Below are 16562 nucleotides of genomic sequence, written 5' to 3'. Positions count from 1 at the left end.
CTGTCAGAGGTACAGGCCCGTGGACTCGTCGCCGGGCACGGGCGTGATCTCACGCCCGGACCGCAGCGCGTAGAGCTGCGCCAGCGTCGCCCCCGACGGCCCGACCCCCTGCGAGGAGCCCAGCCAGGCGACCGCCTCCTCCTTGCTCAGCGGCCCCACCTCGACCTGCGCCAGGCAGCGGCCGGGCCGGACGACGGCGGGGTGCAGACGGGTCAGGTCCTCGTTCGTGGTGATCGCGACGAGGACGTCGCGGCCCTGCCCGAGCAGGCCGTCGGTCAGGTTGAGCAGGCGCGACAGCCCCTGCCCCGCCTGGGCCTTGGCGCCCGAGCTGATCAGCTCGTCGCAGTCCTCCAGCACGAGCAGGCGCCAGCGCTGGGCGTCCTCGTCGGTGTCGTAGCCGACCGCCACCTCCATCAGGTAGCCCGGCTCGTTGAACAGCCGCTCCGGGTCGAGCACGCAGTCGACCTGGCACCAGTCGCGCCACTGCTTGGCCAGCGAGCGCAGCAGGGTGGTCTTGCCGGTGCCCGGCTGGCCGTGCAGCAGGATGAGGCGGCCGTTGACGTCGGCCGGGGTGATCGACATGAGCCGGTCGAGCGCCGGGCGGACCTTGGCCGAGTAGTTGGAGCTGATCTCGTCCCACGGCTGCGCCGTGATCGGCTTCTCCGAGCGGGTGCCGCCGTGCATGCCCCGCCACCAGAAGCCCATCTCGACGTGGTCGGCCTCGGGCACGGGCTCCTCAGCGCCCTCGATGCTCTCCGCCAGCACGGTCTTGGCCAGGTCCTCGTTGACCGCCGTGACGCTCACCGTCGCGGTGCGGTTGCGGTGCCGGATGACCCGCAGGGTCCAGCCGTCGCCGCTGATCAGCCGCGACTCCGAGCCGTCCTCGACCCGCGCGGTGCGCAGCACCTGCCCCCCGGCGGGGGTCAGCGTGGCCTCCGGGCGGACGCGCTCCAAGTTGGCCAGGCGCGACCACGGCTGCGCGCCCGTCGCGAACGGCGACAGTGCCAGCGCGTCGATGACGTCGATGGCCGAGTCGGCGTCGTCGATCCAGATGTTCATCGGGAGCTCAGAGGACTCGGGGCTGGGGAACGGCACCTCCCTGATCACAGACATACCGTTAATGATCTCCGTCTCTGGGCCGGATGTCGAAGCATTTTGGCTGGGGATCCGCTGGGTTCCGTCCTCAGCGTACCGGCTGCGGGGGTGTGTCGTCCGGGGCCGGCGCCGGAGCGTTAATGACGTCGGTATGTTTCGGGTTTATCGGGGCGTGTCGGGGGTTTTGGCGGTCCGGGAGGGTTGCTCGTCTCCATGCGGAAGCCAAGATCGCCCGGTACCGTGTCTTCGGGTCAAATCACTCCTTACTTGGAGGTATCGGGGAAGTGTCGAAGATCACGTTCCGCGAGCGGGCGCGGTACTGGTTCGACAACACCATGTCCAGGGGCACGGCGTCGTTGATCGGCTGGCTCGCCGTGGTGTCGGTCGGGCTGATCGTGGTCGTGGCGACGCTCACCATGTGGCTGGCCCCCGGCGAGCCCGAAGGCGTGGGGCACGCGGGCGAGGTGCTCTGGATCGCCCTCATGCACGCCCTGACCCCCGGCAAGGTCGCCAGCGACAAGGGCTCGCTGGCGTACATGACGGTGATGTTCGCCTGCTCGCTCGGCGGCCTGTTCATCGTCAGCATGCTCGTCGGCCTGCTCTCCAACGGCCTCAAGCAGAAGGTGGACCGGCTGCGCAGAGGCCGCTCGCGGATCGTGGAGGCCGGGCACACGGTCGTCCTCGGCTGGTCCGACCAGGTGTTCACGATCGTCGCCGAGCTGGTCAAGGCGCACGCCAGCCAGAAGGGCTCCGTGATCGCCGTACTGGCGGAACGTGACAAGCTCGAGATGGAGGAGGCCATCCGCGAGCACGTCGGCGACCTCGGCAGGACCCGCGTCGTCTGCCGCACCGGCCGCCCCACCGAGCCGCGCGACCTCGCGCTGATGAACCTCGCCGCGGCCCGCTCCGTCGTCGTCCTCTCACCCGAGAAGGAGGACCCCGACGCCCACGTGATCAAGATCCTGCTCGCGCTCGCCAAGCGGCGCGGCGCGCACCCGCCGGTGGTGGCCGGCCTCACCTCCAGCCGCAACGCCGCCGCCGCCCGCCTGGCAGGCGGCCCCGACGTGCACCTCGTCGACTCCGACGACACCGCCTCCCGGCTCATCGTGCAGTCCTCCCGCCAGTCCGGCATGTCCGTCGTCTGCATGGACCTGCTCAACTTCGACGGCGGCGAGATCTACCTGCGCACCCCGAAGAAGCTCGTCGGCGTCACCTACGGCGAGGCGCTGCACGCCTACCAGACTGCCTCCGCCATCGGCCTGCGCCGCCCCTCCGGCGTCGTGCTGAACCCGCCCGCCGACACCGTCGTCAACGCCGACGACGAGGTCATCGTCATCGCCCACGACGACTCCCACGTACGGCTCGCCGCCGGCAAGCCCGCCATCGACGAGTCGGCCATCGTCACCACCGGCACGGCGCCCACCGAGCCCGAGCGCACCCTCCTGCTCAACTGGAACGGCCGCGCCGAGCAGATCATCCGCTACCTCGACGGCTACGTGGCCCCAGGCTCCGTCCTGGAGGTCGCCGCCGACCACCCCAAGGCCGGCACGGAACTCGCGGGCCTGCGCAACCTCACCGTGAACGTCAAGGACTGCGACACCACCGACAGGTTCGCCCTGGAGTCGCTCGGCGTCGGCCTCTTCCAGCACGTCATCGTGCTCTCCGACGACCGCTTCGACCCCCACCACGCCGACACCCGCACCCTCATGACGCTGCTGCAGCTACGCGACATGCAGAGCACACTCGGCGAGCACTACTCGATCGTCAGCGAGATGCACGACGAGAACAACCGCGCCCTGGCCGAGGTCACCGAGGCCGACGACATCGTGATCAGCGACACCGTCATCGGCCTGCTCCTGGCCCAGCTCGCCGAGAACCGGCACCTCGCCGACGTCTTCGCCTACCTCTTCGACTCGACCGGCTCGGAGATCTACCCCCGCCCCGCCGGCGACTACGTCAAGACCGGCACCCGCGTGTCGTTCGCCACCGTCGTGGAGTCGGCGCGGCGCAGGGGCGAGACCGCGATCGGCTACCGCAACGCCACCGCCCGCAACGACCCGCCCCACTACGGCATCGTGCTCAACCCCGACAAGTCCGAGCCGATCGTGCTGGGCCGCCGGGACTCGGTCATCGTCCTCGCGGAACGCTGACCCCTACGCCGGATTAAGTTAGCGTTTGCGTGTGAGGACCATTGACTGGGTCGACGACGCCGTCGAGCTCGTCGACCAGACCCTGCTCCCCGACAAGCTGGTCATGCTGCGCATCCACACCGTCGCCGAGCTGGTGGAGGCCATCCAGCGGCTGGCCGTGCGCGGCGCTCCGGCCCTCGGGGTGGCGGGAGCGCTCGGCGTCGTGCTGGCCGACGGCGACACCGGGCAGATCGCCGCGCTGCGCGCCGCCCGTCCCACCGCCGTCAACCTCGCCTGGGGCGTCGACCGGGCCGCCGCCCGCCTGGCCGAAGGCCGCGAGTCGGTGCTCGCCGCCGCGCTGAAGGTCCGCGACGACGACGTCGCCGCCTGCCGCGCCATGGGCGAACGCGGCGCCGACCTGCTCGAAGGCGACCGCCTGCGGATCATGACCGTGTGCAACACCGGCGGCCTGGCCGCCGTCGAACGCGGCACCGCGCTCGGCGTCGTCCAGACCCTGCACGAGCGCGGGCGCCTGGCCGAGGTGCTCGCCCTGGAGACCCGGCCCCTGCTGCAGGGCGCCAGGCTCACGACGTGGGAGCTGGGCAGGATGGGCGCGCCGCACCGGCTCATCGCCGACTCCGCCGGGCCGTACCTGCTGGCCAGGGGCGAGGTGGACGCGGTGCTCATCGGCGCCGACCGCATCGCCGCCAACGGCGACACCGCCAACAAGATCGGCTCGTACGCGCTCGCCCTCGGCGCGGAGCGGGCCGGGGTGCCGTTCGTGGTCGTCGCGCCCGAGTCCACCATCGACCCCGGCACCCCGTCCGGCGACCACATCGAGATCGAGGACCGCGGCGACGAGGAGATCGTCAACGTCAGGGGGGTGCGGGTCGCCCCGGAGGGGACACGGGCGCTGAACCCGGCGTTCGACGTCACCCCGCACGATCTGATCAGCGCCATCGTGACGGAACAACGGGTGATCAGGCCGTAGCAAATGGCGGATCACGAGGACCGCGCCGCATCGATCGGGTTACGCTCGGTCATCATGTTCTCGACCCCCGGAGAGCACCGTGGCCATCGACCTGGTCATGCGGCGCGACTGGCTGGCACGCCCGCCGCGCGGCGACTACACACAGCTCGACTCCACCAAGGGAGTCAAAGTCCACTACACGGGCGGTCTGGTCTCGCCCGGCATCGTGACGGACCACGACCAATGCGTCGCCATGGTCCGCTCCATCCAGGGCTACCACATGGACGGCAACGGCTGGATCGACATCGGCTACTGCGCGGACGAGGAGACCGAGATCCTGACGCGGCAGGGCTGGACGTCCTACACCCGCCTGCGCGCCGGGGACATGGTGCTCACCCTCGACCACGGGACCGGCCTGTCGCGGTGGCAGCCCGTGCTGGAGGTGTGCGTCTTCCCCGCCCGTCCACGGAAGATGGTGCGGATGGAAGGCGCGGGACACTCCTCGCTGACCACCCCTCAGCACCGCTGGCCCGTCGAGCGGCGGCGCGCGGGCGCGGACCCCGAGCGATCGTGGGTGACCACGGAGACGATGGGGCACGCCGACCGGATCGCGCTGGCCGCGCCGTGCGCGGACCTGCCCGGTGAGGCGAAGTGGTCCGACGCCGTCGTGGAGGTCGTCGCCTGGTTCGCCGCCGGCGGGCGGAAGGACCCCATCGGTGTGGCCAGGATGCGTGCGGCGCTCACGCCGGCCGTCGGGCCCGGCTGGCGGGAGACCCCGGACGGATTCCACCTGCCGGCGGAGGCTTGGCGGCGGCTGAGCGAGGTGGCGCCTGGCGGCGTGCCCGGCCACGACTTTCTGCTCTCCCTCACCAGGGCGCAGCTCGCGTTGTTCATGGAGGCTTCGTTCGGCACGAGGAACCACCTGACGCTGGAAGACCGGGCCGCCGCCGAGGCGTTCATGTTCGCCGTGCTGCTGACGGGCGCGCCGGCGTCCCTGCGGGAGAGAGCGCCGGGCGGCGGGTGGCAGGTGCGCATCGGGCGGCAGCGGTCCTTCGCCCCGCACCGGCAGCGGCGCCTCAGCATCACGCGCGAGCTGTACCACGGCGAGATCTGGTGCCCCCGCACCGAGAACCAGAGCTGGCTGGCGCGCCGCGCCGGGACCGTCTACTTCACGGGCAACTCCTACGTCTGCTGCCCGCACCGGACGGTGTTCGAAGGCCGCGGCCTCCACCACCTGCCCGCCGCCAACGGCTCAGGGCTCAACGCCGGCCACTACGCGGTGCTCGGGCTGGTCGGCAACAGCGGCCTCGTCGAGCCGCCCGACGGGATCCTGCACGGCATCCTCGACGCCGTCCAGTACGTGCAGGACTACGGCCGCGCGGGCAGGGAGATCAAGGGGCACCGCGACGGCTACTCCACCGACTGCCCGGGCGAGCCCCTCTACGCCTGGGTCAAACGCGGCGCGCCCCGCCCCGGCGGCGACAACGGCACCCCCAAACCGCCCACCGCGCCGCCGTTCCCCGGACGGCTGCTGAAGTACCCGCCGGTCATGCGGGGCCCGGACGTGCGGGCGTGGCAGGGGCAGATGAAGAAACGCGGCTACACGCTCGACGTGGACGGCGCCTACGGGGCCGAGTCGCGCGAGGTGTGCCTGCGGTTCCAGCGGGAGCAGAACGTGCCCGCCGACGGGATCGTGGGGCCGGTCACGTGGCGGCTGTCCTGGGAGGCGCCCCTCACCTGACGTGCCGCCCGGGATGGCGGGCGGGTCACGGCGCGATCCCGTCGCGATCATGTCAGGCGGCCCCGGGGTTACTGGTGCGCCGCCGTTCCGCCTACTATCCGAACCATGGAACTGGCAGCGGGGTTCGCGTCCATCTCACGAGACGACTGGCGCGCGCTGGCGGCGGAGGTGCTGCGCAAGTCCGGGGCCGAGGGCGGGGCGCCGGAGGAGGTGCTGTCGCGGCGGACGTACGACGGGGTGACCGTCGCGCCGCTCTACGACGCGGACGACCTGCCGGGCGATCCCGGCTCGCCCGGCGCCGCCCCGTACGTGCGCGGTGCTCGCGCCGTCGCCGGGTGGGACGTGCGGCAGCGGCACGCCGTGCCCGACCCCGAGGCCGTGCTGGCCGATCTGGAGAACGGCGTCACCTCGCTCTGGCTGGTGGTCGGCGACGGCGCGATCCCGGTGGGCGAGCTGGGCGCGGTGCTCAAGGACGTCTACCTCGACCTGGCGCCCATCGTGCTGCAGGCCGGGGAGCGCACCCCGGAGGCCGCCGAGGCCCTGTTCGCCCTCGCCGGCGACACGAACGGGCTGAGCGGCAACCTCGGGGCCTCCGCCGTGCTCGGGACCGGCGGCGTCGAGCTGGCCACGCGCTGCGCCGCCGGGCATCCCGGGCTGCGCGCCGTCACCGTGGACGCTACGCCGTACCACGACGCGGGCGGCAGCGACGCCGAGGAGCTGGCCTGCTCGATCGCCCTGGGCGTCGCCGAGCTGCGCGCCCTCACCGGCGGCGGGCTGTCGGTGGAGCAGGCGCTCGGGCAGCTCGAATTCCGGTACGCCGCCATCGCCGACCAGTTCGCCACCATCGCCAAGCTGCGGGCCGCGCGCCGCCTGTGGGCCAGGGTCGCCGAGGCGTGCGGCGCCCCCGGGGCGGGCGGCCAGCGGCAGCACGCCGTCACCAGCTCCGCCATGATGACCTCCCGCGACCCGTACGTGAACATGCTCCGCACCACCGTCGCCTGCTTCGCCGCCGGGGTGGGCGGGGCGGAGGCGGTCACCGTGCAGCCGTTCGACGCCTGCCTCGGCCTGCCGGACGCCTTCTCGCGCCGCATCGCCCGCAACACGCAGTCGCTGCTGCTGGAGGAGTCGGGGCTGGGGCGGGTGATCGACCCGGCGGGCGGCTCCTGGTACGTGGAGCGCCGCGCCGCCGACCTCGCGCAGGCCGCCTGGGCGTTCTTCCAGGAGATCGAGGCGGCCGGCGGAATCGAGGCGGCCGGCGACCTGGTGTCCGGGCGGATCGCCGCCACGCGGGACCGCCGCGCCGACGACATCGCCCACCGCCGCCTGCCGATCACCGGGGTCAGCGAGTACCCCGACGTCGGCGAGAAGCCCCTGCGCAGCCGCCCCGCCCCGCCCGGTTCGGACCCGGCGCAGGCGGGCGCGCTGCCCTCCGTGCGGTACGCAGAGCCGTTCGAACGCCTGCGCGCCCTGGCCGACGCCCGGCCCGACCGCCCCAAGGTGTTCCTCGCCACGATCGGCCCCCTGTCCGCCCACACCGCCAGAGCCGCGTTCGCCGCCAACCTGTTCCAGGCGGGCGGCCTGGCCACCGAGACGGCCGGCCCCGGCACGGACCCCGAGCAGATCGCGACCGCGTTCGCCGTCAGCGGCGCCGCCGTGGCCTGCCTGTGCTCCACCGACAAGCTGTACGACGAGCACGCCACCGCCGTGGCCGCCGCCCTGCACAGGGCGGGCGCGAGAAAGGTGTGGCTGGCGGGTAAGGGACGCTACGAAGGCGTGGACGCCGACCTGCACGCCGGTTGCGACGTGCTGGCCGTGCTCAGCGAGACGTTCGACGACCTGGAGGTGACCCGATGATCCCGGACTTCTCCGGCATCCCGCTCGACCCCCCGCCGGATCAGACGGGGCCGGAGCGTTCGCAGCAGCAGGGCCCCGAACCGGCGGGCGAGCCGTGGGAGACGCCGGAAGGCATCGCGGTCAAGCCCCTCTACACGGCCGCCGACCTGGACGGCCTCGACTTCCTGCGCACCTACCCCGGCGCCGCGCCCTACCTGCGCGGCCCGTACCCCACCATGTACGTCAACCAGCCCTGGACGATCCGCCAGTACGCGGGCTTCTCCACGGCCGAGGACTCCAACGCGTTCTACCGCCGCAACCTGGCCGCCGGGCAGAAGGGCCTGTCGGTGGCGTTCGACCTGGCCACGCACCGCGGCTACGACTCCGACCATCCGCGGGTGGCCGGCGACGTGGGCATGGCAGGGGTGGCGATCGACTCGATCTACGACATGCGGCAGCTCTTCGACGGCATCCCGCTGGACCGCATGTCGGTGTCGATGACCATGAACGGCGCGGTCCTGCCCATCCTCGCCCTCTACATCGTGGCCGCCGAGGAGCAGGGCGTCGCGCCTGAGCAGCTTTCCGGGACCATCCAGAACGACATCCTCAAGGAGTTCATGGTCCGCAACACCTACATCTACCCGCCGGCCCCCTCGATGCGGATCATCTCTGACATCTTCGCCTACACCAGCGAGAAGATGCCGAAGTTCAACTCCATCAGCATCTCCGGCTACCACATCCAGGAGGCCGGCGCGACCTGCGACCTGGAGCTGGCCTACACGCTCGCCGACGGCGTCGAGTACCTGCGGGCGGGCGTCGCGGCCGGCATGGACGTCGATCGGTTCGCGCCGCGCCTGTCGTTCTTCTGGTGCATCGGCATGAACTTCTTCATGGAGGTCGCCAAGCTCCGCGCCGCCCGGCTGCTGTGGGCCAAGCTCGTCTCGGCGTTCGGCGCGAAGAACCCGAAGTCGCTGAGCCTGCGCACGCACAGCCAGACGTCCGGCTGGTCCCTCACCGCCCAGGACGTCTACAACAACGTCGCCCGCACCTGCGTCGAGGCCATGGCCGCCACCCAGGGCCACACCCAGTCGCTGCACACCAACGCCCTGGACGAGGCCCTCGCCCTGCCCACCGACTTCTCCGCGCGCATCGCCCGCAACACCCAGCTCCTCCTCCAGCAGGAGTCGGGCACCACCCAGGTCATCGACCCGTGGGGCGGCTCCTACTACGTCGAGCGGCTCACCCACGACCTGGCCGAGCGCGCCTGGACGCACATCGAGGAGGTCGAGGCCGCCGGCGGCATGGCCAAGGCGATCGAGGCGGGGCTGCCCAAGCTGCGCATCGAGGAGGCCGCCGCCCGCACCCAGGCCCGCATCGACTCCGGCCGCCAGCCGGTCATCGGCGTCAACAAGTACCGCGCGAACGCCGACGAGGACATCGAGGTGCTCAAGGTCGACAACAGCGCCGTACGCGCCCAGCAGCTCGACAAGCTCGCCCGCCTGCGCGCCGAACGCGACCCCGAGGCCGTCAGGCACGCCCTCGACGCGCTCACCAAGGCCGCCGGCCACCCCGCGCCCGGCCTGGAGCACAACCTGCTCAAGCTGGCCGTGGACGCCGCCCGCGCCAAGGCCACCGTCGGCGAGATCTCCGACGCGCTGGAGCGGGTGTTCGGCCGGCACGCCGAGCAGGTGCGTACCATCACTGGCGTGTACCGCGACGAGTCCGGGCAGGCCGGCGACATCGAGCGGGTCCGCGCGGCCTGCGCGGGCTTCGAGCGGGACGAGGGGCGCCGGCCGCGCATCCTGGTCGCCAAGATGGGGCAGGACGGGCACGACCGCGGCCAGAAGGTGATCGCCACCGCGTTCGCCGACCTGGGGTTCGACGTGGACGTCGGCCCGCTGTTCCAGACGCCGGAGGAGGTCGCCAGGCAGGCGGTCGAGGCCGACGTGCACATCGTCGGCGTCTCGTCGCTGGCCGCCGGGCACCTCACGCTGGTGCCCGCGCTGCGGGAGGCGCTGGCCGGGCTGGACGCCGCCGACATCATGATCGTGGTGGGCGGGGTGATCCCGCCCGGCGATCACGACGAGCTGCGCGCCGCGGGCGCCGCCGCGATCTTCCCGCCGGGCACGGTGATCGCGGACGCCGCCCTCGACCTGCTGGAACAGCTCAAGAACCGCCGATGAGCGCCTCTCCCGCCGCCGTCAGTAGGCCGTCGCCTCGTCGCACATCGTGACCGAGATCGTCCGCTTGGCGGTTACGGGGGCGGTGATGCGCAGGGTGACGGTGTGCGTGCCGCCGGTGCTCGTCAGGGTCCGGGGCGCGGTGAGGTACCGCTGGCCGTCCTCGGTGATCGTGGCCGTCGCGCGGCCCGCGGTGGCGCCGTCGACGATCCAGGCGTAGGTGAACGTCACGGGGGCGCCCGTGCGGCGTACCAGCGCCTGGAGCGTCACCTCGCCGCCCGCCCAGCACTCGCCGTTCAGGGTGCCGCCCGGGCGGACGTACATCACTCTGAGCCGGTCCGCCGACGGCGTGCCGGAGACGCCCTCGCCGTCGCTCGGGACGGTGCTGGGGGTGCCCTCCGTCTGCGGGGTCGGCCTCGTCGTACGGGTGCGCCGGGGCGTGGGGGCGGACGTGGCGGCGGACGTCGTGGGGGCGCCGGTGGTGACGGCGACGTTCTTGGTCTTGGGAGTGGGGGTGGTGGGGGTGAGCCAGACGATGGCGCCGGCCAGGGCGCACACGCACACGCCTGACACGCCCGCGATCGCCACCTTCTTCAGCGTGCGGCCCTTGCGCGGCCGGGGCTCGTCGCCGGGAGGGGGAGGTGGCTCGCCCGCGGAGGGGTACCGCGCCGTCGCCGGATCGTCGAACGCGGGTGGCGCGCCGAACGGCTCGGAGGCCTGCGCCGTGGAGTCGTACGCGCCGAGGGTCTGCGCCGTGGGCGCGCCCGGCCGGTCGTACGCGCCAGAGCCCTGCCCCGCTGGCGCGCCAGAGGCCTGCCCCGCCGGCGCGCCAGGCATGTCATACGCGCCGGTCGGCTGCGCAGGGGGCGCGACAGGCGGGTCGTACGCGCCGGGGGCCTGCGCTGCGGGCGGGCCCGGCCGGTCGTGCGGGGCGGCGGGCTGCTCGACGGGTGAGGAGAGGTCGAACAGCGCCTGCAACGGCGAGGTCGCCGGGCCGGGGCCCTCCTGCGCGGGACCCGCCCCATGGTGAGCAGCGAAGCCGTGCCCGAGCCCGGGCTCGCGAGGGTGCTCGGGCGCCTGGAGGGGCCCGCGCCTGCGCAACGGCTCGACGGGAGCCGGGGGCCGGACGGGCGGATGGTCGACGGTGTCCTGCCAGGCGTCGTTCGCGTCGGCGGACCGGGCCGCCGCACCGGGCTCGGGCACCGGGGCCGCGTACGGCGCCGAGGTCTGCCGGGACGGCGCCGAGGTCTGGCGGGACGGCGCCGCCAGCCGCAGCAGCACATCACGCATCGACGGCCGAGCCCCCGGATCCTTGGCCAGGCACACCGCGACGACCTCGCGCAGGGGCCGTCCCAGATCGCCGAGCACCGGCTCCTCGCGCAGGATGCGGTTGATCACCGCGGGCAGCGAGTCGTCCCCGAACGGCGGCACGCCGGTCGCCGCGAACACCAGCACGGACGCCCAGGAGAACACGTCCGCCGCCGCCCCCACGGGCTGCCCCGCGAGCTGCTCGGGCGCCATGTACGCGGGCGTCCCGACGATGTTGCTGGTCGCCTTCATGCCCGAGCCGAGCGCCGCCGCGATGCCGAAGTCCACGACCCGGGCCCCGTCGGCGCCGAGCAGGACGTTGGCGGGCGTGAAGTCGCCGTGGACGACGCCGGCCTGGTGGATCGCGTCGAGCGCGGTGGCGGTCGCCACGGCGAGCCGTTGCAGCTCCGCCCCGCCGCGCCGGCCCGCCTGCTGGAGCGAGGGCCCGTCCACGTACTCGGACACGATGTACGGCCTGCCGCTGGTCGAGGCGTCGAGCACCTGCGCGAGGCAGAACGGCTCGACGTTGCGCGCGGCGGCGATGTCCTTGACCAGGCGTTCGCCCACGGCGAGCCCCTCGCGCAGCACCTTGACGGCGACGGGGGTTCCGTTGCGTGCCTGGCCGAGGTAGACGACACCGTGGCCGCCCGCGCCGAGCCGCCCGACCAGCCGGTAGGGTCCCACCGCTGCCGGGTCGCCCTCGCGGAGGGGTTCGACGTTGGGCATGAGGGGAGTGACTCCTGTGACGGCTGAGACAGAACATCGAGCACCCTACTGGCAAAAGTCAAGACTTGTCAGAAGTTAGGCTGATCAACTGCGAAGAAAGGGGTTTGTGGGGTGCACTCGCTGGAGGACTACGCCCGTGGTGTGCGGGCGGGCTCCCGTACCTGGATCGCCCGCGCGATCACGCTGGTCGAGTCGACCAGGCCCGACCACCACGCGCTCGCGCAGCGGCTCCTGGTCGAGCTCACCCCGCTGTCCGGACGGGCCCGCAGGGTCGGCATCTCGGGCGTGCCGGGGGTGGGGAAGTCCACGTTCATCGACGCGCTGGGCACGCTCCTGACGGCGGCCGGGCATCGGGTGGCGGTGCTGGCCGTGGACCCCTCCTCGACCAGGACGGGCGGCAGCATCCTCGGCGACAAGACCCGCATGGCGCGGCTGGCCGTCGATCCTGCCGCGTTCGTCCGCCCCTCGCCCACCTCGGGCACGCTCGGCGGCGTCGCCAAGGCCACCAGGGAGGCCATGGTGGTGGTGGAGGCGGCGGGGTTCGACGTGGTGCTGGTGGAGACGGTCGGCGTGGGCCAGTCGGAGACGGCGGTGGCCGACATGGTGGACACGTTCCTGCTGCTCACGCTGGCCCGCACCGGCGACCAGCTCCAGGGCATCAAGAAGGGGGTGCTGGAGCTGGCCGACGTGGTGGCCGTCAACAAGGCGGACGGCGAGTACGAGCTGCCGGCCAGGAAGGCGGCCCGCGAGCTGGCGGGCGCGCTGCGGCTGCTGCGCTCCGACTCGACCCCGCCGCCCGTGCTGACCTGCAGCGGGCTCAGCGGCGACGGGCTGGACGAGCTGTGGCGGCGGGTGCTGTCCCACCAGGAGTCGATCGACCTGGCGGCCAGGCGCCGCCGCCAGCAGGTGCGCTGGACGTGGACGCTGGTCCAGGACCGGCTCCTGGCGGAGTTGCGCGACGACCCGAAGGTGGCCGCGATCACCGATGAGGTCGAGCGCGCGGTGCTCGCGGGGGAGCTCACGCCGGCCCTCGCGGCGGAAAAAGTTTTGTCGGTGTTCAAGAGGCTTTGACCTAGGTTGAACCCCCTCCGGTAAGCGGCATCGGTACTCCCCGGGTGGAGATACATCCCCCCGGGGGTGAGGAATCCCCCCTCCCGGCAGCGCCGCCCGCCCGAGCGCTCACGTGATGCGTGTCACGATGTCGCGCAACCGACTGGGGAGGGCTCATATGGGTGCGGAATCGATGCTGCCCGGCAGGGTGACACAGGCGCTTGAGGAGTACGGGCAACTCCTGGACGACCACGGGATCACCTGGGGGGAGCCGGAGATCCCCTACGTGAAGTTCTTCGCCAGGCGCAGGGTGCTGCCGCCCGCGTTGTTCGACCGGTTCTGGCAGCTCGTCATGGAGGCGGTGGCCGAGGACCACCCGGACGAGCCGAGCGACCAGATGGCCGCCAGGCTCGCCGAGCCCGACTACGACCGCGTGCTGCGCGACACCCTCGACGGAGAGCTGCCCGGTCACCTCGTCGCCGTGCGGATCGAGCCGGAGGGCGTCGCGCTGCAGGGGGCGCCGCGCACGGTGCTGCTGCCCTCCGAGCCGCCCGCGAAGGGGCCGCACCGGGGCGGCGGCGGGCCCAGGCGCTGGAGCGGCGGCGCGCCGTTCGTCGTGCTGCCGGGCGGCGCGCACACCGCCGAACACGGCGGCGCCGCCGCACCCCTGCCCGGCGAGGGCGCCGCACCGCTCCCCGGCGAAGGTCACGTACCGCTTCCCGTCGAGGGTCACGTACCGCTCCCCGAGGGCGCCACGCCCTTCCCCAGGCAAGAGCCCGCGCCCGATCCGCCGTTCGTGCGGGAGGAGCTCATGCCCGCCGCCCCGCTCCCCGGCCGCGGCGAGGAGCGCATCTCGCTGCTCATCGACTCCAGCCGCGACACCCCCTGCCTGGTCAGCGTGGACGACACGCAACGCCTGCTCCCCCCGCACGGCGCCTGGCTGGTCGAGGTGGACGAGGACAGCTTGGTCATCGCCGACGGCGTCCGCGTCCGCCTGGACACGCTGCTGCGCCCCATCCCGTCGGCCACCCTGCGCCTGGTGGCCGGCATGCCGTGCCGGTGGAGCGTGGTGGCGGGCGACGGCAGCGGCTGGTTCCCGCCCGACGTCCCGCACCGCTACGACTACCACGGCCGCCCGTACTTCCACGGCGACGACCTGCGCCTGGAGGTCCCCTGCCTGGACCTGACGGTCACGGCCGCGCGCGGCATGGAGTACGACGAGGCCAGGACCAGGCTGGTGCCGCGCCCCGGCGCCGAGCACCTGATCGAGCTTTCCCCGGCCCGCCTGTACGACGCCGCCGCCCGCGGCTGGTACGGCGGCGACCTGCACGTGCACCTCAACTGGGCGGGCGACCTGGTGGCCGTGCCCGCCGACGCGGCCGCCGCCCAGCACGGCGAGGACCTGCACGTGCTCAACCTGCTGGCGGGCAACGTCTCGGGCCGCCGCGTGTACGACAGGGAGGCGCTGGAGCACTGGACGGGCCGCGACCTGCCCTGGTCGGACGGCACGCACCTGGCCAGGATGGGCGTCGAGTACCGCAACGACCTGCTCGGCCACATCTACGCCTTCGCGCCCCGCTCGGCCCCCGGCCGCTACCACACCGGCTTCGACGGCGACGCCGACTGGCCGCCCAACGCCGACGGGCTGCGCGAGCTGCGCGGCCTCGGCGCGCTCGTCGGCTACAGCCACCCCTTCCGCACGCCGATCGCCGACGGCGACCCGCCCAAGGGCATCGTCTCGCCGGTGCCGCGCAACTGCGCCGCCCGCGAGCTGGTCGCCGACGCCGCGCTCGGCCTGGTGGACAGCCTGGACGTGCTCACCCACGCCTCGATCCCGGCCACGGCGTCGGTCTACCGCCGCCTGCTGGGCGCGGGCAACCGGCTGGCGGTGACGGCGGGCACCGACGCGATGATCTCCTTCACCCGTTCCGACAACCAGTCGAACCCGCCCGGCTGGGCCCGCGTCTACGCCAAGGTCGAGGGCGAGCTGACCGCCCGCTCGTTCGCCTCGGCCGTGCGCGCGGGCCGCACGTTCGCCACCACAGGGCCGTGGCTGGAGCTGTCGGTGAACGGCCACGGCCCCGGCCACGTGCTGCACGCGCGGCCGGGGGAGCGCATCAGCGTCACGGCCACCGCCATCGGCCCCGAGGTGGCGGCCGTGCGCATCCGCACCGCCGAGGGCGTGCGGGCGGGGGCCGAGCGGCTGCCCGCCGACGGCCACGGCCGGGGCGAGGACCTCCTGACGGTGACGGCCGAGCTGCGCGTGGACGCGCCCACGTACGTGGTGGCCGAGGTCTTGTGCGACCCGCACCCGCGCACGCTCACCGCGACCGGCTACGCCCTGACCAGCCCCGTGTACGTGGACGTGGACGGCAGGCAGGTCGCCAGGCAGGAGGACGTGCGCTGGTGCCTGGAGTGGCTGGACGGCCTGGAGAACCTCATCAGGCAGCACGGCCGCCTGGCCAGCCCGTACCAGTTCGGCGACCACATGTCGCTGCTGCAGCAGGCCAGGGCCGTCTACCACGGACGGCTGGGCTGAGCCGATGGACGTCAAGGCCGTGCTGAGCGCCCATCCCGAGTGGCTCGCCCACCTGGAGTCCGTCGACGGTCCCGACCTCGTCCTGCCCGCCGACCCGACGCCGGAGTTGCTGCGCCTGACGGTGCCGCACGAGGACGTCGGCGCGGTCCTCGCCGCCCGGCCGGAGCCGGGCGGCGGGCAGTGGTGGCTGGCCGAGCGGTGCGTGCGCTCGCTGGTGTCGGCGATGGGCAGCCTGGACGGCCCGCCGTTCTTCCCGCCGCTGCCGGAGCTGGGGCCGTACTTCTACGTGCACGTCTTCCTCGGCGCGCTGCCGCACACCCTGGCCTACCACCGGGAGCTGGGCGTCGCGCCGCAGGTGTCGTGGGCGACCCTCGCCGACGTGGGCCGCGCCATGGCCGTGCACCGCAAGCGGTACGGCCGCGGCGGGGTGCACGCGCCGTACTGGCTGATGCTGCACGCCAGGGGCGTCCTGTACGCGCTGGGGCGGCTCCAGTTCAACCGCGACACGCTGGGCGGGAGCGTGGGCGAGGCCGTCCGGGCGTCAGGGACGCCGGCGGGCCCGGGGTCGCCGTCGCTGGGGGTGCACGTCCCGGACTTCCTGGGGCCGCTGTCGCCGGCGGCCTGCGACGCGTCGTTCGCGCTGGCCAGGCAGTTCTTCCCGCGGCACTTCCCCGGCGAGCGGGTCAGAGTCATGACGTGCGGGTCGTGGCTGCTGGACGACCAGCTCCGCGCGTACCTGCCGGCGAACTCCAACATCCTGGCCTTCCAGCGGCGCTTCCGCCTGCTGGAGCGCTTCGACGACGGCGACGTGCTGGGCTTCGTGTACGGCGAGCACGACCCGGGCGCCCTGCCCCGGCGCACCCGGCTGGAGCGCGCGATCGCCGATCACCTGGCCTCCGGCGGCACCTGGTACGGCCGCGTCGGCTGGCTGCCCTTCTGAAAAATCTGGCCGCCCGGCCAAATGGGCGTCCGCACGTGCTAGATTTTGGCC

Annotated in this window: 10 protein-coding genes; 8 read left to right on the top strand and 2 right to left on the bottom strand. The window is 73.2% G+C overall.

What is annotated here, in order from left to right:
• Window positions 1–3: 3 nt before the first annotated feature.
• Entirely contained in the window at window positions 4–1113 is a 1110-nt protein-coding gene (locus ABD331_RS11410) for a DUF5925 domain-containing protein (protein ID WP_344473469.1), read from the bottom strand.
• 266 nt (window positions 1114–1379) lie between these two features.
• On the opposite strand from ABD331_RS11410, the gene ABD331_RS11405 reads away from it, so the two are divergent.
• The 5 genes from ABD331_RS11405 (at window position 1380) to scpA (ending at window position 9951) form a co-directional block, all read left to right on the top strand.
• Window positions 1380–3245, top strand: coding sequence for a CASTOR/POLLUX-related putative ion channel (locus ABD331_RS11405; RefSeq protein WP_344473467.1), 1866 nt, complete (start codon window positions 1380–1382; stop codon window positions 3243–3245).
• Between the two features lie 31 nt (window positions 3246–3276).
• On the top strand, window positions 3277–4215 hold the full coding sequence (mtnA, locus tag ABD331_RS11400) for an S-methyl-5-thioribose-1-phosphate isomerase (RefSeq protein WP_344473466.1): 939 nt from the start codon (window positions 3277–3279) through the stop codon (window positions 4213–4215).
• Window positions 4216–4294: 79 nt separating this feature from the next.
• The gene (locus ABD331_RS11395) at window positions 4295–5935 is read left to right on the top strand and encodes a peptidoglycan-binding protein (protein WP_344473464.1); all 1641 of its coding nucleotides are present in this window, start codon (window positions 4295–4297) and stop codon (window positions 5933–5935) included.
• A 105-nt stretch (window positions 5936–6040) separates the two neighbouring features.
• Window positions 6041–7789, top strand: coding sequence for a methylmalonyl-CoA mutase family protein (locus ABD331_RS11390; protein WP_344473462.1), 1749 nt, complete (start codon window positions 6041–6043; stop codon window positions 7787–7789).
• The gene (gene scpA / locus ABD331_RS11385; RefSeq protein WP_344473460.1) at window positions 7786–9951 is read left to right on the top strand and encodes a methylmalonyl-CoA mutase; all 2166 of its coding nucleotides are present in this window, start codon (window positions 7786–7788) and stop codon (window positions 9949–9951) included. Before ABD331_RS11390 ends, scpA begins: the two co-directional genes overlap by 4 nt.
• An 18-nt stretch (window positions 9952–9969) precedes the next feature.
• Here scpA and ABD331_RS11380 read toward each other — a convergent pair whose 3' ends face one another.
• Window positions 9970–11982: a serine/threonine protein kinase gene (locus ABD331_RS11380; protein WP_344473458.1), complete on the bottom strand. Its 2013-nt coding sequence runs from the start codon at window positions 11980–11982 to the stop codon at window positions 9970–9972.
• Window positions 11983–12093: 111 nt separating this feature from the next.
• Between ABD331_RS11380 and meaB the strand changes: the two genes are divergently transcribed.
• The 3 genes from meaB (at window position 12094) to ABD331_RS11365 (ending at window position 16511) form a co-directional block, all read left to right on the top strand.
• Window positions 12094–13053 (top strand): methylmalonyl Co-A mutase-associated GTPase MeaB, encoded by a 960-nt coding sequence (meaB, locus tag ABD331_RS11375; RefSeq protein ID WP_344473456.1) that lies wholly within the window; start codon window positions 12094–12096, stop codon window positions 13051–13053.
• A 157-nt stretch (window positions 13054–13210) separates the two neighbouring features.
• Window positions 13211–15571 carry a CehA/McbA family metallohydrolase gene (locus ABD331_RS11370; protein ID WP_344473454.1) on the top strand — a complete coding sequence of 787 codons (2361 nt, stop codon included), beginning with the start codon at window positions 13211–13213 and terminating at the stop codon, window positions 15569–15571.
• Window positions 15572–15575: 4 nt separating this feature from the next.
• Window positions 15576–16511 (top strand): acyltransferase domain-containing protein, encoded by a 936-nt coding sequence (locus ABD331_RS11365; RefSeq protein ID WP_344473452.1) that lies wholly within the window; start codon window positions 15576–15578, stop codon window positions 16509–16511.
• Window positions 16512–16562: the final 51 nt, after the last annotated feature.

The organism is Nonomuraea monospora (assembly GCF_039531895.1).
Lineage (GTDB): Bacteria > Actinomycetota > Actinomycetes > Streptosporangiales > Streptosporangiaceae > Nonomuraea > Nonomuraea monospora.
Note: the sequence above shows the minus strand (reverse complement) of the source record. Positions and strands in the feature narration are given on the sequence as shown.

Bases quoted from the DNA above. Each gene is read 5' to 3' on its own strand.
- ABD331_RS11390 (WP_344473462.1), top strand. From the start codon at position 6,041: ATGGAACTGGCAGCGGGGTTCGCGTCCATCTCACGAGACGACTGGCGC.
- ABD331_RS11380 (WP_344473458.1), bottom strand. From the start codon at position 11,982: ATGCCCAACGTCGAACCCCTCCGCGAGGGCGACCCGGCAGCGGTGGGA.
- ABD331_RS11410 (WP_344473469.1), bottom strand. From the start codon at position 1,113: ATGTCTGTGATCAGGGAGGTGCCGTTCCCCAGCCCCGAGTCCTCTGAG.
- ABD331_RS11365 (WP_344473452.1), top strand. From the start codon at position 15,576: ATGGACGTCAAGGCCGTGCTGAGCGCCCATCCCGAGTGGCTCGCCCAC.
- scpA (WP_344473460.1), top strand. From the start codon at position 7,786: ATGATCCCGGACTTCTCCGGCATCCCGCTCGACCCCCCGCCGGATCAG.
- ABD331_RS11370 (WP_344473454.1), top strand. From the start codon at position 13,211: ATGGGTGCGGAATCGATGCTGCCCGGCAGGGTGACACAGGCGCTTGAG.